Annotated in this window: 15 protein-coding genes; 2 read left to right on the top strand and 13 right to left on the bottom strand. The window is 51.9% G+C overall.

Going from position 1 to position 20,515, the window contains the following annotated elements:
• Positions 1–24: 24 nt before the first annotated feature.
• Positions 25–1,887 (bottom strand): ABC transporter ATP-binding protein, encoded by a 1,863-nt coding sequence (locus tag DFR60_RS25985; protein ID WP_110325723.1) that lies wholly within the window; start codon positions 1,885–1,887, stop codon positions 25–27.
• A complete protein-coding gene (locus tag DFR60_RS25980; protein ID WP_110325721.1) occupies positions 1,887–3,614 on the bottom strand; it encodes an ABC transporter ATP-binding protein in 1,728 nt (575 codons plus the stop codon). Before DFR60_RS25980 ends, DFR60_RS25985 begins: the two co-directional genes overlap by 1 nt.
• Positions 3,615–3,856: 242 nt before the next feature.
• On the opposite strand from DFR60_RS25980, the gene guaA reads away from it, so the two are divergent.
• Positions 3,857–5,164 carry a glutamine-hydrolyzing GMP synthase gene (guaA, locus tag DFR60_RS25975; RefSeq protein ID WP_110325719.1) on the top strand — a complete coding sequence of 436 codons (1,308 nt, stop codon included), beginning with the start codon at positions 3,857–3,859 and terminating at the stop codon, positions 5,162–5,164.
• A gap of 228 nt (positions 5,165–5,392) precedes the next feature.
• Here guaA and DFR60_RS25970 read toward each other — a convergent pair whose 3' ends face one another.
• The 5 genes from DFR60_RS25970 to DFR60_RS25945 form a co-directional block, all read right to left on the bottom strand.
• Positions 5,393–7,132 (bottom strand): L,D-transpeptidase family protein, encoded by a 1,740-nt coding sequence (locus tag DFR60_RS25970; protein WP_110325717.1) that lies wholly within the window; start codon positions 7,130–7,132, stop codon positions 5,393–5,395.
• A gap of 668 nt (positions 7,133–7,800) precedes the next feature.
• The gene (locus DFR60_RS25960) at positions 7,801–10,320 is read right to left on the bottom strand and encodes a histidine kinase N-terminal 7TM domain-containing diguanylate cyclase/phosphohydrolase (protein WP_167437738.1); all 2,520 of its coding nucleotides are present in this window, start codon (positions 10,318–10,320) and stop codon (positions 7,801–7,803) included.
• Entirely contained in the window at positions 10,313–11,971 is a 1,659-nt protein-coding gene (locus DFR60_RS25955; protein WP_110325715.1) for a GH3 family acyl-acid amido synthetase, read from the bottom strand. Before DFR60_RS25955 ends, DFR60_RS25960 begins: the two co-directional genes overlap by 8 nt.
• The gene (locus DFR60_RS25950) at positions 11,961–12,551 is read right to left on the bottom strand and encodes a hypothetical protein (RefSeq protein WP_110325713.1); all 591 of its coding nucleotides are present in this window, start codon (positions 12,549–12,551) and stop codon (positions 11,961–11,963) included. The genes DFR60_RS25955 and DFR60_RS25950 overlap by 11 nt, the downstream gene beginning before the upstream one ends.
• Complete coding sequence (locus DFR60_RS25945) at positions 12,548–13,468, bottom strand: DegV family protein (RefSeq protein ID WP_110325711.1); 921 nt, start codon at positions 13,466–13,468, stop codon at positions 12,548–12,550. The genes DFR60_RS25950 and DFR60_RS25945 overlap by 4 nt, the downstream gene beginning before the upstream one ends.
• Before the next feature lie 270 nt (positions 13,469–13,738).
• On the opposite strand from DFR60_RS25945, the gene DFR60_RS25940 reads away from it, so the two are divergent.
• On the top strand, positions 13,739–14,236 hold the full coding sequence (locus DFR60_RS25940; RefSeq protein ID WP_110325790.1) for a hypothetical protein: 498 nt from the start codon (positions 13,739–13,741) through the stop codon (positions 14,234–14,236).
• Between the two features lie 40 nt (positions 14,237–14,276).
• Here the strand turns inward: DFR60_RS25940 and DFR60_RS25935 are convergent, their stop codons facing one another.
• The 6 genes from DFR60_RS25935 to DFR60_RS25910 form a co-directional block, all read right to left on the bottom strand.
• Complete coding sequence (locus DFR60_RS25935) at positions 14,277–14,804, bottom strand: transcription repressor NadR (RefSeq protein WP_110325709.1); 528 nt, start codon at positions 14,802–14,804, stop codon at positions 14,277–14,279.
• Positions 14,804–16,567, bottom strand: coding sequence for an ABC transporter ATP-binding protein (locus tag DFR60_RS25930; protein WP_110325708.1), 1,764 nt, complete (start codon positions 16,565–16,567; stop codon positions 14,804–14,806). The genes DFR60_RS25935 and DFR60_RS25930 overlap by 1 nt, the downstream gene beginning before the upstream one ends.
• Positions 16,558–17,331: an energy-coupling factor transporter transmembrane component T family protein gene (locus DFR60_RS25925; protein WP_110325706.1), complete on the bottom strand. Its 774-nt coding sequence runs from the start codon at positions 17,329–17,331 to the stop codon at positions 16,558–16,560. The genes DFR60_RS25930 and DFR60_RS25925 overlap by 10 nt, the downstream gene beginning before the upstream one ends.
• 33 nt (positions 17,332–17,364) lie before the next feature.
• Positions 17,365–17,967, bottom strand: coding sequence for an ECF transporter S component (locus DFR60_RS25920; RefSeq protein ID WP_110325704.1), 603 nt, complete (start codon positions 17,965–17,967; stop codon positions 17,365–17,367).
• Positions 17,960–18,724 carry a nucleoside phosphorylase gene (locus DFR60_RS25915; protein ID WP_110325788.1) on the bottom strand — a complete coding sequence of 255 codons (765 nt, stop codon included), beginning with the start codon at positions 18,722–18,724 and terminating at the stop codon, positions 17,960–17,962. The genes DFR60_RS25920 and DFR60_RS25915 overlap by 8 nt, the downstream gene beginning before the upstream one ends.
• A gap of 308 nt (positions 18,725–19,032) precedes the next feature.
• Positions 19,033–20,433: a L,D-transpeptidase family protein gene (locus tag DFR60_RS25910; RefSeq protein WP_110325702.1), complete on the bottom strand. Its 1,401-nt coding sequence runs from the start codon at positions 20,431–20,433 to the stop codon at positions 19,033–19,035.
• Positions 20,434–20,515 lie beyond the last annotated feature (82 nt).

Here is a 20,515-nt window from a genome sequence, read left to right as displayed (position 1 = left end):
GCGGAAACGGACAAAGGGACGTGCTCATTCCAGTTCAAACTGGCCCGTATAGAGCCGGTAATACCGTCCGCCCTGTTCCAACAGCTCCTCGTGGCTTCCGCGCTCCATGATCTTCCCGTGCTCCAGGACCATGATGGCCTTGGAATTACGCACCGTGGAAAGACGGTGTGCGATGACGAACACCGTTCTGTCTTCCATCAGCGCGTCCATGCCCTTCTCAATCAGGTGCTCCGTCCTCGTGTCGATAGAGCTGGTCGCCTCATCCAGTACCAGCACAGGCGGAGAAGCCACCGCGGCCCGGGCGATGGCCAGAAGCTGCCTCTGGCCCTGGGACAAATTCGCGCCGTCGCTTTCCAGAACCGTCTGGTACCCCTCGGGCAGACGCCGGATAAAGGAATGCGCATTGGCGATCTTCGCCGCATTGATCACTTCCTCCTCTACCGCTTCCAGGTTTCCGTAGCGGATATTCTCCTCGATGGTCCCGGTAAATAAGTGGGTATCCTGGAGGACAAACCCCAGGGAGCGGCGCAGGTCCGCCTTCCGGATCTTTGTGATGTCGATTCCGTCATAGGTGATCACGCCGCCTGAAATCTCATAAAACCGGTTGATCAGATTGATAATGGTCGTCTTCCCGGCTCCCGTGGAACCCACAAATGCGATCTTCTGCCCCGGCTTGGCAAAGAGGCTGATGTCATCAAGAATCTTTTTCTTATAATTGTAGCCGAACACCACATGCTCAAAACGAACGTCGCCCGTCAAGGGGATAAGGGTGTTGTCTCTTCCTTCTTTATCCGGCATCTTCCAGGCCCAGAGGCCGCTCTTCCGGCTGCATTCGCAGAGGCTGCCATCCGGCTTCTCCTCCACACGGCACAGTGTCACGGTTCCCTCATCCACCTCCGGCTCTTCGTCCATCATTTCAAAGATGCGCTCCGCGCCGGACAATGCGGCCAGGATGAAATTCACCTGCTGGGTGCATTGATTGATCGGCATGGCGCTCTGCCGGACATAGACCAGGTAGGAAGCCAGGCTTCCGATGTCCATGAGTCCTGCCAGTGCGAATAAACCGCCCACGCAGGCCGACACAGCATAGTTTAAATAGGAAATACTGACGACTACCGGCACCATCAGGCCGGAATACGCCATCGCATTGGTGGACGCCTGACGAAGCCGCTCATTTCTCCTGCAGAATTCTTCAAAATCCTTCTTCTCATGGTTGAAGACCTTCTCCACCTTCTGTCCTGCCACCATCTCCTCGATAAATCCGTTGATCTCGCCCAAATACTTCTGCTGTTCCATGAAATATTTCCGGCTCCGTTTCCCATTGAACCGGATAAACAGGAACATGAGCGCCATACAGCCCAGCACGATAAGCGACAGCCGGAAGCTTAAGATCACGATCATCACCATGGTGCCGACCGTCGTGATAAAGCTCTGGATCAGCAGTGTGAAGCTGTTGTTCAGCGCCTCGGCGATCGTATCCACATCGTTGGTGAAATGGCTCATCAGCTCTCCATGAGTATGGGCGTCAAAATACGCCAGCGGCAGCGTCTGTGTGTGATTGAAAAGATCCTTTCGTATCTCCTTTACGATCTTCTGTGACGTTTTCACCATCAGCCGGTTATACCCCAGCGTGGCCGATGCTCCCACCGCATACAGGATCCCCATAAAGAGCAGTGCCTTCACGAGTCCCGGAATATCCTTCGGGATGATGTACTGGTTGATAATCGGCTTCAGCATATACGTACCGAATACGCTGGCAAGGCTGCTGACAATCACCAGTATTCCCACGACAAACATGGAAATTTTATGTCTTCCCATATAGGAAATGAGCCGCAGCAGCGTCCTTTTCGTGTTCCTCGGTTTCTTGTAACCGATGTATTTCGCCATTATAAGCCCACCCCTTCCTGCTGAGAATAATAGATTTCCTGGTAAATGGGATCTGTCGCCAGCAGCTCCTCGTGACTGCCTGATGCGTGTACCTTTCCGTCGTCCATGATAATGATCTGGTCTGCTCCCGAGACGGAGGTGATCCGCTGGGCTATGATGATCTTCGTCATGTCAGGAAGGCTCTCCTTAAGACCGCTCCGGATTCCCGCCTCAGTAGCCGTGTCCACGGCGCTGGTAGAATCGTCGAGAATCAGGATCTTCGGCCGCTTTAAGACAGCCCTTGCGATACAGAGACGCTGCTTCTGGCCTCCCGATAAGTTTACGCCGCCCTGATCGAGATACGTATCATAACCCTCCGGGAAACGTTCCACGAACTCGGCCGCCCCGGCGATATCACACGCCCACGCGATCTCCTCTTTCGTGGCATCCTCTTTTCCCCATCGCAGATTATCTTCAATCGTCCCGGTAAACAGAGTGTTCTTCTGCAATACCACAGCTACCGCGTCCCGCAGATGCTCCAGCGGATACGCTTTCACCGGCTTTCCATCGATGAGTACTTCCCCCTCCGTGGCTTCATAAAGCCTCGGAATCAGCTGGACCAGCGTCGTCTTGGCAGAACCGGTGCCGCCGATAATCCCCACCGTCTGCCCCGGTTTGATGTCGAGACTGACATCGGACAGGACGTACTCCTTCGCGTTCTTCTTATATTTAAATGACACGTGATCGAAGGTAATTCCGCCTTCTTCCACGGTAAGTGATTCTCTGCTCTCATCCTGAATCTCAATTTCCTCATCCAGGACTTCCAGAATACGTTTTCCGGAGGCCATGGACCGGGTCACCATCATGAAGACATTGGAGATCATCATCAGGGAATTGAGGACCTGAAGCACATAGCTTAAGAATCCGGTGAGTTCCCCCACCTGCATTCCTCCGATAAAAATCAGATTGCCGCCGAACCACAGAATGGACACGATGGTCGCATACATCACGTACTGCATGGCGGGCATATTCATACATGCAAGGCCGAAGGCCCTCTCTGACACGGTCTGCAGTTCCGAGTTGACCGCGTCGAATTTCTCCATCTCGTGGCCTTCCCTGACATAGGCCTTGACCACGCGGACCGCCGTTAAATTCTCCTGCACGATCCGGTTGACCAGGTCGATGCTCTTCTGCAGCCGGGAGTATAGAGGCCTCACATGGCTGATGATGAGAAACAGGATAATCCCCAGAAGCGGAGCCGCCACCAGGAAGATCAGCGCCAGCCTGGCATTGATGGAAAATGACAGACAGAGAGCCGTCACCATCATCACAGGTGCACGCACAATAGGCCGGAGGCCGGTAGTCACCGCGTTCTGAATTACCGTCACATCGCTGGTAAGCCTCGTAACGAGAGACGATGTGGTGAAATGATCTGTATTGGAAAAAGAGAAGCTCTGGATCTTCTGATATTCCGCCTTCCGAAGCTCCGCTCCCAGCCCCTGGCCGCACAGCGCCGCAAATCTGGAATACGCGGCGCCAAGTCCCAGCGCCATAAGCGCCAGTATGCACATCTCGATTCCCTTTGTAATAATATACCTTCTGTCTCCATTTGCCACGCCGACGTCAATGATATCCGCCATGACGAGCGGAATCACCAGTTCGAACATAACCTCCAGCGCCACACAGGCACAGCTGAAAAGCCCGTATTTCCGGTAATCCTTCATGTAACCGTAGAATCTTCGAAACATGTCTGCCTCCATCTCTTCACTTGCAGTTTCAACTGTTGCAATCGCAACAATTTATCATATACTATACGGCTAATTTCTGCATTTGTCTACTGAAAGTCTGCCAAAATCATGAAAAATTCATTTACCTTCGATTCATTTTCTGCTACACTATATTACAGGGTTGCAATTACAGAATTACAATCACAGAATAACAAGTTATGTTATGAAAAGGAATACATCAGAGAAGGTCAAAGGAGGCACTTATGAAACAGGATATGATAGTCATTCTGGATTTGGGAAGTACAGATAATACAAGGCTGGCGCGGGAAATCCGTGCGGTCGGCGTCTACAGCGAAATTTATCCCCATGACATTACCGCGGAAGAGCTCAAAAAACTTCCCAATGTCAAGGGCGTGATCATAAACGGAGGACCTAACCATATCGTGGACGGCGTGCGGATCGACGTACTGCCGGAGATCTACGAGGCGGGTTATCCAGTCATGGCCGCCGGCCACGAACCGGCATCCTGTGAGAACAGCGTAACCGAATGGCCAGAGGACGAAGAGACAAGAGTATCACTGGTAAGAGAATTTGTATGTGACACCTGCCATGCGCAGGCCAACTGGAACATGACGAATTTCATCGCCGACCAGGTAGAACTGATCCGCAGCCAGGTAGGCGATAAGAAGGTTCTTCTTGCACTCTCCGGCGGTGTGGACAGCTCTGTTGTGGCCGCCCTTTTAATCAAGGCCATCGGCAAACAGCTCACCTGCGTCCATGTCAATCACGGCCTGATGCGCAAGGGAGAGTCTGAGTCCGTTATCGACGTATTCAAGCATCAGCTTGACGCTAATTTAGTCTACGTGGACGCTGTCGATCGTTTCCTTGGCAAGCTGGCCGGTGTTGCCGATCCGGAGCAGAAAAGAAAGATTATCGGTGCGGAATTTATCCGCGTTTTCGAGGAAGAAGCCAGAAAACTGGAGGGAATCGAATTCCTGGCACAGGGAACGATCTATCCCGATATCGTGGAGAGCGGAACCAAGACGGCGAAGATGGTCAAATCCCATCACAACGTAGGCGGTCTCCCGGAAGATTTACAGTTCCAACTGGTAGAACCGCTGCGTCAGCTGTTTAAGGATGAAGTCCGCGCCTGCGGCGTAGAACTGGGACTTCCAGCAGAGATGGTATACCGCCAGCCGTTCCCGGGTCCTGGTCTGGGCGTGCGCTGTCTCGGAGCCATCACAAAAGAACGTCTGGAAGCAGTCCGCGAATCCGACGCCATCCTGCGCGAAGAATTTGCCAATGCCGGACTGGACAAGACCGTATGGCAGTATTTCACCGTCGTGCCTGATTTCAAATCCGTCGGCGTCCGCGACAATGCCAGATGCTTCGATTATCCGGTCATCCTCCGCGCCGTCAACACCATCGACGCCATGAGCGCATCGATTGAACAGATCGACTACGCCGTGCTGTTAAAGATTACAGACAGGATCTTAAAAGAAGTGAAGAATGTAAACCGTGTGTGCTATGATCTGAGTCCGAAGCCTACGGCTACGATTGAGTGGGAATAATACAAAAAGATACCGATTTTCTAAAATGGCAGGCAATCCTTGTGATTACCTGCCATATCTGCATCATGACCTGTTTTTCCCGCAGATCATGACCTCCGATACAAATGCCGGATTACCGAAAGAATGGACCGCCGCACGAATAATCAAGCACATTCGTGCTATGGTCCATTCTTCATACTCTGACAGTTTTCACAGCATAAATCCCATTGTCGTATCTTCCGCAAGACGTCATGAGACGCCCGGTCCAATCTCTTTATTTCCTGAACTCCCAGTTGGAACTCCAGGTCCCTTCTCTCCGCTCTCTGGTGAAGACGCCGTAGTCGAAGCTTCCGTCTCCGGGGCCTTTGTAGGGGCAGCCGTCTGGCTCTCTGTCGGCTTGGGCGCAGGAGCCTCAGACGGGGCTGTGGTCTCGGGAGACGCCGTCGTAGCCGCCGGGGTAGTAGCCGCCGGAGTGGTGGCCGCCGTTGTCTCCGGCGCCGCGGTCGTCGGCTGTATTGGCTTGCCCGCCGGTGTTGAGGTGGTCTTCGACTCGGTTCCCTCCAGATGGTAACAGAGTACCGGAGTACCCGCCGAGATGTTCTCAAATATCTTCTGTGCTACGGAATGCGGCAGGTTGACACAGCCGTGAGATCCGCCGTTCTTATACAGCGTACCTCCAAAGCTGGAACGCCATGTCGCATCATGGAGACCGATCCCGCCGTTAAACGGCATCCAGTAATCCACCGGCGTCTTATAATCTTCGCCCTTTAAAACCGCGTCCTTCTGCTTATAGGTCAGGGGATAAACTCCCGCCGGAGTCGCCCAGCCCTTAGCTTCATTGCCCGACACAAAGTCAGATTCCACCACAAGACTGCCGTCCTTATAATAGAAAAGGTGCTGCGCCGTCAAGTTGATCTCCACATAGGTGCTGCCATAGTCATTGGCCCCATGGCTGACCGCCTTCTGCTTGTAGACCGGTTCTCTAGTCTGACTCTCGCCTGAACGGATTATGGCCGCCAGTTCATCCGCCTCCGCAGACTGGTCGATTCTCCAGCCATAGCTTCCTCCCGTAATCCTTACGGTCTTTCCATAGGAGGTATTGAGGGTCTTCGCTTTATTATAGGTGTCATATTTGGACGCCAGGCTCTTTACATACTCCGTGACCGCCCCGCTGCTGACATAGGCGTTTCCGTCGTCTCCGATGCCGATCCAGTCCTTGATGGTGTCGCCGCTCAGCACCTCCCGGCTGTCTCCAAAGGTATAAGTCACTCTGACATTCACAAATTTGTTAAGCGCCTGTACGCGGGCGAGGAGATCTGCATCGTCACTGGGAACTCCCGGCTTCACGTAGGCATCCAGTTCCTCCAGGGACAGCTCTCTCTGTAAGCCATTTACCGCCTCCGCGATACCGGCCATCACCTTCTCTCTATCCAGTTCGCTGCCCTCTACCGCAGGAATCACACTATATCCCTGGCCTGACACATACTCTGACATCACCGCATCCTGTGGTTTCACCACCTGCGCCTCATCAAAGCAGTTCAGCGCATCCACCACGCCCGTAAGCTTCTCATCACTAAACTGGATCATAGTATCGATCTCAAAAGTCTGAGTCGCCTTCCGATGGCGGAACCAGTCGTTGGGCTCCTGTTCCTCCAGAAGCCTCTCAAGGCTGCCGTCAAACACCGATTCCAGGCCGATTTCATCGCCCGATATCACTTCCTCTGCGCCGCCCCGCTCTTTGATGGTCAACGTATATCCGTCGATGCCCGAAGCGATCAGCTGCTTCACTTCATCCACAGTCTTCTTCGATGCATCGATGCCGTTAATAGTCGTATTTGGGAAAAACACAGTACGATACTGCTTTCCCGTCTGTATGTACAGCACGGTAACCGTGGCGGCCGCCGCCACGGCGATACCGCCGCAGACAGCTGCCCAGAACTTTACGCCCAGCCGCTTTTTCTTTCTGCTGCGTGGTTTTTCTCTTTCCATTTAATTCCTACCTCTTTACTAGCAATTAGTTAATGTGTTTATTATAACGCATGGCCATGCATGATGTCCAACCCTTTTCTGATAAGATTTTATGACATTTTTATTACGATCCTCTCTCATATAAAAACAAATTTTATTTTCAATCCCCCGCTTCCAACTTTTACTTTTTTGTTTTTCGCTCATCGCTTTTCATTTTTCGTTTTTCGCTTTTCGTTTTTCGCTTTTCGCTTTTCGCTTTTTCTAAATTCAAAGCTTCGCGCACAGAAAGGTTCTTCCCCGCCTCCGGGTGCGTCCCGGCACAGGGGGAGTTGATATCCCAGTGTGCCGCCATCTGGATACCAGTGCCTCCCGACGTAAATACGCCAGCATATAGCACCCGCTCTCCACGCCAGGTGCACGCCTGCGAAGCTAGTCGTAGCGCCCACTACGCCGTCGCTTCGCAGACGCACACCTGACGCGGATATCAGGCACTATATACCGACATATTTACGCCGGGAGGCACTAGTCATAAAAATGAACGTGACTGGCGAACACACGCATTATGTGTCCGCCAGTCACGTTCATTTTTATGGCGAGTAGGAAGCAAGGCGGACACGGGATATCAACTCCTCCTGTGCCGGGACGCACCCGGAGGCGGGGAAGAACCTTTCTGTGCGCGAAGCCACCTTTTATTCCTCTTCCGGTTTGATTTTCCCCTTCCGGACCGCCTCCACAAACAACGGTGCCAGCTGCGGATCAAACTGCCTTCCGGCCTGTTTTAAGATCTCCTCCATGGCAAATTCCAGGGAGCAGCAGTCCTTGTAGGACCTTTTCGACACCATGGCGTCAAAGGAATCCGCAATGCAGAGAATTCTTGCGGAGAGCGGTATATCTTCTCCCGCGATTCCCCTTGGGTAGCCCTTGCCGTCATACCGCTCATGGTGGCCGATAACGGCCGGTATTACGTAGTCCAGAGACGGCAGGTTACGGATGATGCCGATGGCCGCTTCCACATGGCCCTTCATGGTCTCATACTCCTCCGGCTCCAGCCTTCCGGGCTTGTTTAAAATATGTTCCGGAATCCCGATCTTTCCGATATCATGAAGAAGCCCGGCCTCCCTCACCAGCTCGATGAAGTCTTCACTCATGCCGTACTCTTTCGCCAGAATCCCCGCGTACTCCGCCACATGCCTGGAATGGCTGAAGGTATAGTGGTCCTTGGCGTCGATGGCCGCAGTCAGCGCATAGATGGTGGACTGGTACGAGGTATAGACATCCTCTCTCACCAGTGGTTCACCGCCCTTTGCATTTCCGTCGATGTGGGATCCGATGTCATAGACCATGACGCCGTTTTTCCCCTTCCGCTTCACGGAAAACACAGCCATGTCCGCATTCTCCACCAGCTGCTTAATGTTGCTGGCTGAATATGGGATGGTACAGATCCCGCAGCTCACAGTCAGCACCTTCAGGGCGTAATCCGTGGCCCTCTTGTTCATATTTAAAATCTGCATCCGTATGGATTCCGCGATATTCCTGGCCGCCAGCACATCGAAATCAGGTAGCGCTGCCGCAAATTCCTTTCCGCTGTAGCGTGCCACATAGCCGCGCTCTCCCACCGTGGCGCTGATAATCTTCGCCGCATTCTGAAGGGCAGCGTCCCCCTCCTTCATGCCGTAGAGCTGGTTATACAGCTTAAAGTCATCGATGTTGATGATGATCAGGGCCAGCTCCTTGTTCGGCTTCTTCTCATACTGCTGATTCAAAAGCTCATAGAAATACTTCCGATTTAAAAGTCCGGTCAGCTCATCCGTCCGGGCCTCCATGCAGGCCTTCTCATACAGCCTGGAGTTGCGGACCGCGATAGACGCGATGGAACTGACTGATTCCAGGAAATTCAAATCATCGTAGCCGTAAGATTTCCCCTTCTTTTTGGAGGCCAGAAGCACGATTCCAGCGAGGCTTTCCTCGTCCTGCAGCGGAAGCATGCACTGAATTCCCAGTTCCCGGATCAGCTGCTTCTCCTCCTCCCACATGGACTTAAAAAGCACGGTCCTGCGGAATTCCGATATCTGGATACACCGCCTGTTCTGGCGCATCCACTCCACCATCGGGTTGTCCCCCCGTATGGTAATGTTTACGCCGCTGATAGGACGGGACCTGTGCGCCGTCTCATAATTCTCTCCCGCCTGGTCGGCCAGGCAGATATAGATAGTCTCTACCGCCAGCGTCTCCTGGATAACCGTCGAGATCTCCTCCACGATATCTGCCACCTCAAGGCTCTTTGACACTGCTGTGCTGAATTTCTTTAAATTCTCCGTCTGGACCAGTTCCCCCTTAGTAAACAGAATATCGATAAATGTCTTCACCACCGACGACAGTAAGAATGTAACCAGCGCGAAGCACACCGCTACAATCAGCAGACTGCTTTTCGCAAATACCGGCATGTTTCTCTGAATAAACTCCTGAAGCGGATTAATGTAATTGGCAAACAGCAGTGCCACCAGCAACGTGCTGATTCCGTAGACCACCCCCCTGGAAACCAGGAGCGTCAGCCGGAATAAATGCTTTTTATATAATGCATAGAACATGAATCCCGCATTAATGATGCCTGAAAGGACATCTGTCGGGAATCCGCGGAACACCGGCACCAGAGTTCCCGCATGGCCGATAAACAGAATTACGATACCCGCAAAGATCGGCTTCAGCTGATTTCGTTCCACCGTGTTCTTCCTGTACGACTTATGCACCAGGTAAAACATATGGATGATCGGAAAAGACATGGTGATAAACAGGATAATAATGGGCCAGCCGATATGGTACACGAATCCGGCTGATCCGTTAACCAGTCTTATCACTTCCGGGCACGGAATATAGAAGCCCCATTTGATGTTGGCCACATTGTTGACGACTGCCAATATGAGCCACGACCACCACAGGATGGTGTCATCCGAATCCACCAGCGCGTAGATAAAGTTAAAAAATGTAAAGGGCAGAATAATCAGGCCCACTATGGAAAAATGGAACCAGAATTCCACACCAGGCCACAACTCCATACGCATGGCAAGGGATCCGCCTGTCCACAGTAAAAATGCGGCCAGCACTACCAGAAATGAGTGGATGATTTTCGTCTTCTGCGCAGCCATGAACGCCACAAATAAGATCATGTAGCAAAACAGAGCCGTCACGGAGATAAATGAGTAGTTATACACTTCTCTCAGGCCTCCTTCCAAAAGCGGAAACCAGTTCCTGACTCTTTAAAAGTTCTCCGATCTCATACTGGGTGGGATTGATCCGCCGCATCTTCTCCTTACCCCCGCGGTAATACGTATCAAACGTACCGCACCGCAGAATCGTGATCTCCAGAGGGTCGATTCCAAGTATCTTCTTCAAGTCCTTATAGTCCTCGTCGACGTATTTGAAATAGACTCCCATGTGCTCCTTTAATATGTTGACGGTTACAGCAGATGAAAACAGGCACTCCGGCTCCATCTCCACATACATGTGCAGATATGGCCGCTTATTCTCCGTAATCTCCTTGGCCGCCGCCCAGTCCTTCACCTTCAGTCCGGACAGGCCGATGACGCGGCCGATGGAATTCTCCGTGATTCTCGTAAATCCGGCAATATCGATCACCGTTGGAATCCGGTCTATGTATTCGAATCTGGGGAATCGGACCTGATCCCGCTCATTTTCCAGGGCGATACAGCGATAGACATCCCCCACACGGTAACGCATGAAGACGCCGCCTTTCAGCACCGAGATCACAAGTTCGTACTTCTCGCCCTCCTCCACCTCATTCATGAGGCAGGTGCGCGGTTCATAAGATGAATCCGCCAGACTCCGCTCCATCTCCTTTTCCGGGATAAACTCATAAAAGCAGGCATCCGGGAAAAAGTACATGCCATCCCGGCTCCAAATCTCCGTTCCGATACACGTCGGCTCCGTTCCGGCAAATATCTCCATGGGGCGCACGCCCCACAGCTTCTCCAAATCGTCGCGGTAGAGTCGGTTGTCCGTTCCGGCGCACATAAAGCCCTTCAGACGGAACAAATCCTTTGGAAGTAAGTCTCTCCCCTCTTTCCTGCACAGATGCTTCGCCTTAAGCAGCCGGACCACCATAGCCGGACTGATGGAAATCTTCTTTTTTCCGTCTCCGCCTCCCGAACCGCTTCCGCTTTTATGTCCGGAACCGAGAGACGCGATGCTGAGACTGACGTAATACGTGACGCTTCCGACGCCAAAGAAGAAGTCAATCCCTTTCTTTAAGCCCATTTTAAAGCCCTTTTTATTCCGTTCGCTGAACGACATCTTCTGGGCTTCCTTGACCGGTGGAAGAAATTCGATGCTGATCGCATCGTTGAGAAGCAGAGGGAAGATTCCCGTCGCATAGGGAAGTGGTGCAAGCGCGTAGAGAATGGTATCCTTCGGATTGACATCGAAGTCTCCCCGCCCGCTGCTGGTGGACAGCATCAGGCAGCCAAGCATGTTATTCTGGTACGTCTCCAGCATGCTCCGCGTATAGGGCGCCAGCTTAATCGTATGCCTTCCACCCTCCCATGTCGTCTGAATCCAGACCACAGGATCGTCCGGAAGTATGGATTTGTCCTTTAAGGACAGGCTGTCTGCATAGTCTTCATAAGAGGTTAATGGCACCATTTTCCGGAACTCTTCGATCGTCTCCGGATTCCGGCCCTTCAAAATCGTCTTACCGATCCCGCTGGTCCTCCATTTACGAATCTGTTCCAGCATAAGTCGGTTCTGAATCGCCATAAACTCATCTATGGTTAAATCCAGAAAACCGCAGTATTCCTTCCAGAGTTCCCAATCCTTACGCTCCTTCAGTTTTTCTTCAAATTTCATCCCCGTCCTCCTCCATTGTCCGGAAGTACCCGGCACATTTGCGGATACTCTTTCCGCTGGGTATCAGAAATGGCGTTTCCCTCTGATACGCCTCATAGCCTGAAAGCGTCTTCTTAAATGTAACCCGGTCCTGAAACCAGACATACAAAACATTGAGCCCACTGTAACAGATACACACAGCCATCATCAGTCTCTGCCCGGTTAAAAGGGCAAGAAAGAGATACAGAAAGAAAAACCACACCACCCCCGGGTGTCTGCAGAGGGAATAAACGCCCTCTGTGTACACTGGCGGGTTTTCTTCCAGCCTGGTATACGTTTTCTCAAACGGCAATGCAAAAAACAGTGTGTAGATCAGCAGTGCTGCCTGGCTTACGGCCAGCGCACCAAAAATCACAATTCTCCAGACCGGCGCGCCGTACGCCCGGATCAGCGTGACGAAACAGGCGGCCGTAGACGCCAGCAGAATCACGTTCCCGATCAGGAAAAAGGTGTGCAGAATGCGGTTTTTCCAGGTAAAGCTGTTCAGATCATAGAGTAAAAACATACCAAAAGCAATCACGCCTGCTGCAAGATAACTCATTCTCCCTGCCTTTCTTTTTTATGACGTCTGATAATTCCGATTCCCAGCGGATACGGCCCCGTGTGAACGGCAATCGTCGCACCAATCTGGTTGATCCAGGCATCTTCCATCTCATACCCCCCGGTTCTGAGCGCTGCAAGCACCTGTTCCTTAAATAAAACCGCCTCGTCACGGTCATAGCCAAAGCCTATGGTAAACCGGTAGCTGCTCATGGGCCGCCCGTTTTCCTTCAAATAATCGAGCAAAAGAGCGATCACCTTATCGATCGATTTTCTCCTGCTCCTCGATATTCCGCTTGGAAATATCTCTCCCTGCTTCAGGGTAATGATGGGCCTGATCCCCAGCACAGAAGCCGCGGCTCCGGCCACTTTCCCGATTCTTCCGCCGTGCTGCAGATAATCCATGCTTCCGATCGTAAAGAAAATCCGGCCGCTCTCCTTGATCTCGTCGAGTGCCGCAGCAGCCTCCGTAAGGGTCATCCCTTCCTCTCTCATCGAGACGGCCTCCAGCACAAACAGTCCCTGAAGTACGGTGTTCACGGTTGCGTCTATCACTTCAATCTGCGCATCCTCATACTGGCTCAGCACCATTTCCTTTGCATTCAGCGCGGACTGCATGGAACCGCTGAATTTCGTCGTGATGCAGATACACAGAACAGGAATACGCGCCTGTGCAAACGGCTGAAATACGTCGACATAATCCTGAATCGACGGCATGGAAGATTTGGGATATACACCGGGCTGTTCCACCATCTCCCGGTAAAATTCGCGAATGCCGATTTCCGTTCCCTCTTTTTTATAGGTTTCTCCGTCAAAAGAAACATAGAACGGCACCACCGTGATCTCCTTCGCTGCAGTCAGCTCATCGGGTAAATCACAGGAGCTGTCACTGATCACTGCAAACCTGCTGTTTTCCATGTCTGATTCTCCTCTCATCCGTATACAGCTGTCACGCATCTCACAAAAAGACTGAAAATATTTACGCGACACTTCCATTATACTAAACCTATCACAACCTGTCCATTGTAATTTATTCGATATCTGACAAAATTTTAGTCACATTTCGCCATTTTTAGCATTTTTCTAAATATTTTTGTAACCTAAAATTTTTTCATATTTATTCCGTTTCACGCATTGCCGTCCCATTTCATATTATAAAAAGAAAAGTGTATGCATAAGGAATATCACATGGCACAGTTTACACCGGTTTATGGAACCATCACCTCCATCACCCCCATGCAGGCAGCAGACAGCACGCAGGACTGCACTCTTTTATTTTTCGTCATGACGCAGGATATCGGCCCTGTTACCTTTACTGTCACCCCCCTCACCTATGTGGAAGGCCAGGAGACGTTAAAGCCCGGAGACCCCATTGTCGCGTTCTACGACAATTCGGTTCCCACACCTCTTATCTATCCGCCCCGCTATCACGCAGTTCTGATTGCAGAGACGGATGACGGTCTCTTCGCCGCCTTCGACTATTTTGACGAAAATCTGGTTAATTCAGATGCGACTCTCAAATTAAACCTGTCGGAAAAGGGCGGGACCGAAGTACTTATGGCCAACGGACAGATCTACTACGGCACACCGGCGAATCACTACCTGTTGGTACTCTACAGTACCACCACGCGCAGTATCCCGGCCATGACCACGCCGGAAAAGATCATTGTATTCTGCAGCGAATAGCCTGAAGGCTGCCGCCAGCCGTCAAAAAGGGATATCCGGTCTAGACCAGATATCCCTTTCTTTGGAGATCCATCTCTATCATATCCAGATTCTTTTCCGAATCCGCGGCCACCGTGTGGTAATGGCAGCCGCCGGTCAGGGCCTTTAACGGCTGATCCCTGCTCATCGCCATCTGATTCACGAATTCCAGCGCATCCAGCCGGTTGTTGATAATTAAATCCACGCTGATCTGGCCGTAAAGTGCGTGTTCAATGGATACGTCCAGAATTCTTCCTCCGTAATCCACGATCGTCTGAAGCTCGTCCAGCATGTGCTCCGTGTCGTGATTCACCCGGAAGACACGGACGCGCGCCTTCCCCGCCCCCTGCTGGGGTTTATAGAGAACATAGCCCTTATTTGTGGACATGATCTCCTTATTCTCGGCCCGCAGAAGGGCGATATCCTGAACCACGACCTGACGGCTCACTCCCGCCCGCTTCGCCAGCTCCGCTCCGGACACAGGAGACGTCTCCTGATTCAGTATCTCCATGATCTGCTGTCTTCTCTTATCTCCGTCCACTCGATCCATCACTCCTGTTCCGCAGTCCCATCTTTTCTGTCGTTTATATCATTCACTGTCATAAATGCCCCCTCATACCCCAGTTTCCGGCAGAGGGCCGCCGTGTGGGGCTGTTCCAGCTTTGCAGCCGCCAGGGCATCTGCCTCATAAAATACGGACTCCTTCGGTCCATCGGCCAGCACCTTTCCATGTGCCATCACGATGACCCGCTCAAAATACTCCGCCACGAAATCCATATCATGAAGAATCGCCAGCACAAACTTTCCGGAATTACTCAGTTTTCTTACAATCGATCCTATGACTGCGCGTCCTCTTGCATCCTGGGCAATGGTCGGCTCATCCAGAATCAGAACCTGTGTATCCATGGCCACAACAGACGCGATTGCCACCATCTTCCGCTCCGATAAATCCAGATCATAGGGATTTTCTTCCGCCGCATCTAAGAGTCCTACCATGGAAAGGGCTTCTCTTGCCCGCTTTTCCGCTGCCTCCCGGCTCATGCCGATATTAAGGGGGCCCACCATGACTTCGTCCATCACACGGTTTTTAAAGATCTGGTCATCCGGATTCTGGAATACATACCCCACACTGCCGGCCAGCTGTGCCACCGTTCGCTCCGATATATCCTCATTACTAAAGAGGATCGTACCGGAAACCGGCTTCAGCAGCCCCTTTAACAGCTTGACCAGCGTCGTCTTTCCGGCACCGTTCTGGCCGATCACCGCGGTGGGTCTCGCATCCAGCTTCATAGTAAGGCCTTCCATAACCGGAACATGCTCCAGATAGTGGAACGACAGGTCTTTTATGCGGAAGATTTCCCCAGGCAGTCCGTCAGCGGCAGCTGGCTGGCTTTCCATCTCATGAGGCATCCTTTCCGCTTCACCGCCCAGCCTTTCTGCTCCCATTCTCTTTCCGCTTAGCCCCGCCGGAAATAGATCCCGCAAAGCCATGGTCTGCTCCATCGTCACCGGATAAAGGCGCTTTCCCTCCTCTTTTCTGCACACGGAAAGCTTCCGGCAGACTCTTGTAAACACAGGCGCTTCCACGCCCAGTTCTTCCAAATCATCTCTGGAGAATATCTTCTCCGGCGTATCGTACGCAATCTGTTTCCCATCGTGGAGAAGCAGGATTTTATCGCAGTAGGAGGCCAGTTTTTCCATCTTATGCTCCACCATAATAATGGTGATTCCGGTTTTGGACAGCTTATCCACCACCCGGAACACCTCCTCGCTTCCCTGGGGATCCAGCTGGGAGGTCGGTTCGTCGAGCACAATAATCTCTGGCTGCATGGCCAGAATACTGGCAATAGCGACTCTCTGCGTTTGTCCTCCCGATAAATCGAAGGGGTTCCTGTCGCGATACTGTTCGATGTCGAGCAGCCTTAAATTCTCTTCCACCCGGCGCACGATCTCCTCCCGCGGCACACCTAAATTCTGCAGGCCGAAGGCAATTTCTCCAAATACCGTATCCTTCGCCCCGGAAAGCTGGTTAAATGGATTCTGAAAGATCAGTCCCACCTTCTGACAGAGCAGCGCCACCGGTGTTTTGGCAGCTTCCTGCCCGTCGATCACGATCTTTCCGCCATAAGCCCCCTTGAACATCGTGGGGACCAGGCCGACGAGAGCCTGACAGAGCGTGCTCTTGCCAGCCTTGTTTTCACCGACAATCCCGATAAAGCTGCCCTTTTCCACCTGGAAATCAAGGCCGTCCAGCGCCAGCTTTTCCGTATGGGGGTAACGGTATTTCAAATTTGTCACTTCAATCAGAGCCATCTTATCACCCTCCATACGATAGAACCTGCGATCAGGAGGACCATCAGAGCCATAAATGCCCGGTCACGTCCCTTGATCTTATGATCGCTTAAAAACGTTTTCTTTGTCTTCGAATCAAAGCCCCGCACCTCCAGCGCGATGGCCCTCTCCCTGGTATTGATGAGAGAACTGCTCACTACCGGTGAAATCAACGGGATAAATGCCTTCGCCCGCACGAACAGGCTTCCTTCCGTCTCCATCCCTCTGCTCCGCTGTGCATCCATGATGGTATTCATCGTTCCCATCATCTGCGGGATGATCTGGAAGACAGAGCTGATCATATATCCAAAGCGCGGGGAAAATCCCGCCTGCTCTAAATCATCCACCAGCGTAGCCGGCTTTGTGGTCAGCACAAACATGGCGAATGCCAAAAGCATGTTTAAGATGTTAAGCCCGATCCTGGAAGCGTAGAGAAGCCCTTCCTTATAGAACTTAAGCGGCCCTAAGGCCGCCAGGACATTCTGATTCTCCCGGTTGAACAGGCCGTGGATCAGGAAGACCGTGATGATGATGGTAAACGAAAAAGCGATCAGCGGAAAGACCTTTTTAATGATTTTTCCGCTGATGAGCAGTCCCAGGCTGACTGCGATAAACACGCCGAACATCCACAGTGTGCCCGTGATTAAGGGCACACTGATGGCCGCCACGATGTAAAGCATCTTGGCAAAGGGATGCAGCCTGGTCAAATACGTATCTCTGTCCACAAAAAGGCTGATACTTTTCATAAAACGCTCCATCCTTCATTTAAAATTTCATGATTAATCGAGGCTTTCCACCTCATCGCCCATCTCATAGAGGGAGGTCAGCTTCTTCGGCAGTCCCTTGATGATGGCAAACACAATTAACAGTGTAATCAGCTTATCCGGAACATCGACGATCACTTCGTCCAGGAAGGAGCCCAGAGCTACCGGAAGGCCGGAAGCCTGAGACCATGCGAATACTGCGTCGCCCCAGAGGTTACCGGTTGTACCGCCCCAGAACACGATGTTGAGCGGTGTGGAAATAAGAACTGCTACAAATCCGGCCACACATGCCGTTAAAACAGCGCCGGAAAACTTCTTCATGCGTCCGAGTCTTGCCATGATTCCGACTGCAACGCCAATACCGAGACTGGTCAGCGCATAGACCAGGGTGATGGAATCACCCGTGGTAAAGCCGTAGATTAAGTTGTTCGCCGCACCGCAGATTCCTCCGATGATCGGACCTCCCAGCACCGCGCCGATGCAGGTTCCGATGGAATCCAGCCATAACGGCAGCTTTAAAACTGACGCGAACAGCTTCCCTAAATAGTTGATCCCGATACAGGCCGGAATCAGAACGATACATGCTGCATTCAATTTGGTCTTAAAAATATTACTCATACGAATTGCCTCCCTGTTTGTTTTTATCTATTCGTACAAACGCTTCAAGCGCTGTAAGAATCTCCATCCGTTCCCCCTGCATCATGGCGGACTCTCCGCCTGTATAGCTGTTAATGTTATCCTCCAGAGAATCCTCCCATTCCACGACCGTGTTTAAGATCGAGGCCGTCCTTACGCCCCGCAGCCTTCCGACGACAAACAGCGCCGCCGTTTCCATATCGGAGCCGAGCACGCCCCTCTCCCCCCAGTAGGTACTGACCGCCTCCTCGTCGTCGATATAGAAGCTGTCATGACTTCTGGCGATTCCCACATGGGACTTCGCCCCCAGCTCCTTTGCGCTCTCCATACATGCCGCTAACAGTTCCGTGTCCGGTATGGCCGGGTAAATACTGTCCACATAAGTGACCGAGGCACCGTCATCCCGCACGGCGCCGTTTACCAGAATTAAGTCCCCCAGCCGGATCCCCTTTTTTAAAGCGCCGCAGCTTCCGATCCGTATCATCGACTTCGCACCGATTCTTGCCAGTTCCTCCACCGCTATGGTGGTGGACGCTCCGCCAATCCCCGTGGATACCGCCATGACCGAAACGCCCTTGTAGAGTCCTCTCAGGCTCCGGTATTCCCTGTTATAAGCCAGTTCTTTCACTCCTTCAAGGCATTCCGCTATCCGGTCCAGCCTCTGCGGATCTCCGGGCAAAAGCACATAGTCCGCGGCCTGTTCCCTTGACAGCCTGATATGAGGCATGATCTCATCCATGTTCCCATCTCCCTTCTTATTTCTCATTTCTGTTATCTGTTTTCACGTTCAGAAAGGGCTGTACTTCCTTTATCTCTCTGACACTTTCGCCAAAAACAGTACTGCCCTTTTGTTTAAATTTACCATAATCCATCTGTCTTGTCAATCAAAATGGCAGTTGACAAGACAGTTCATTTTTTAAGATCCTCTTACCTGCGTTCGACGGAATGCCGTGAGGCAGAATAAAGAGTCCGGGCCTGTCGGACACACTGACGGTCAGCGTGTCCGGCAGGCCCGGACTTTTTAATATTCAAAAATATTCTATTCAACTAATTATAACAGATAACCGGTATGCCGGTGTAAACCATATCGTAAAGAGTCTGCGCCTTCGCCGAAGGCAGGTTAATACAGCCGTGGCTTCCGCCGTACTGATAGATCGTGCCGCCGAATTTACTTCTCCAGCTGGCGTCATGAAGGCCGATTCCGCCGTTAAACGGCATCCAGTAATCTACGTGGCTCTCATACTCATATGTGCCGTCAGCCTTCTTCTCCCCGCGGAGAATCCGATCCGTCTGCTTATAGGTCAGGCTGTAGATTCCCTCGGGAGTCGTGTAATTCTTGGAGACATTACCTGTGACGCAGGGTGCATCCCAGGCTAAAGCGCCGTCCTTATACATATATACGTGCTGGTTCGTCAAATCAATCTCCACATACGTATTTCCCCAGTCCGTGGTCCGGTCCTGAGCTTTCTTACTGTAAACCGGCTCTCTTAGCTGGCTCTGTCCGGTCCGGATCATGGCGATCAGCGATGCCGTCTCGCCCGCCTGGTCAATCTTCCATCCATAGGGGCCGGTAAGATTCAAATCTTTTCCCGTTGTCGTATGGAACGCCCGCGTCTTTCCTGCCGTATCAAACTGATCTGCCATGGATTTTACAAACGCCGCGGCCATGTCGTAATTCACATCCACAAGCCCATCCTGGGTGCTTCCGAGAATCCAGGTACAGATGGTTTCACCTTCGAGCTTTATTGTCTGCTCTCCAAACTGATACGTAATGACCATATCCCTGCACCGGTTCATGGTGTCGCAGAGATCCTTAAGCGCCGCGTCCTCCGCGGTTACACTGACAGTCACATAACAGCCGGTTGCCGCTAAATCCACTTCACTGCTGCCTGATTTCACAGCTTCCCTGATAAGAGCCAGAACCTTTTCCTTATCCACGTTGTTCCCCTGCACCTCCGGGATAATCGTAAAGGGAGTTCCCTCCTGATATGCCGTAATATGGGCATTCTGTGTCACTACAATATCTGACCCGCTGATGCAGGAAAGTCCATTCACCGCATTCGTCAGAGTTCCTTCATCAAACTGTACGCTCATATTCACGCTGTGGGAATTGTCCGCCGAAGGTCCGGACACACGCCCCGAGGCGTTCTGTTCGTCGAGAATGGCCGAGAGCCCTTCCGGGGCCGCCGCCTTGTATCCGACGTCGCCGCCCTTTAAAGTCTCTGTCTTACCATCCTTCTCCTTTATCGTCAGCTTGTATTCTGCACTGTAAAAGCCTTCTATCTGTGTTTTCGCTTCCTCCACGGTAAGTCCGCCGATCCCGATGCCGTTTACCTTTGTTCCCGGTACGAATCTGGTCGTGTCATCTGCCAGTACAGCCTGTGCCGACATTACGATAAATACTGCCGCCAGCAGGGCACCTCTTACAAGCATTCCTGTTTTCTTCATTCTGATACTCATTCACCTTACCTTAAAACCTTTTAAGAATTGAGCGCCGTCCGGTTAAAAACTTCCGCCGACTTCTCTTTCT

This window comes from Hungatella effluvii, assembly GCF_003201875.1.
GTDB lineage: Bacteria > Bacillota > Clostridia > Lachnospirales > Lachnospiraceae > Hungatella > Hungatella effluvii.
The sequence above is the reverse complement of the archived record's forward strand: the minus strand, read 5'-3'. Positions and strand labels throughout refer to the sequence as shown.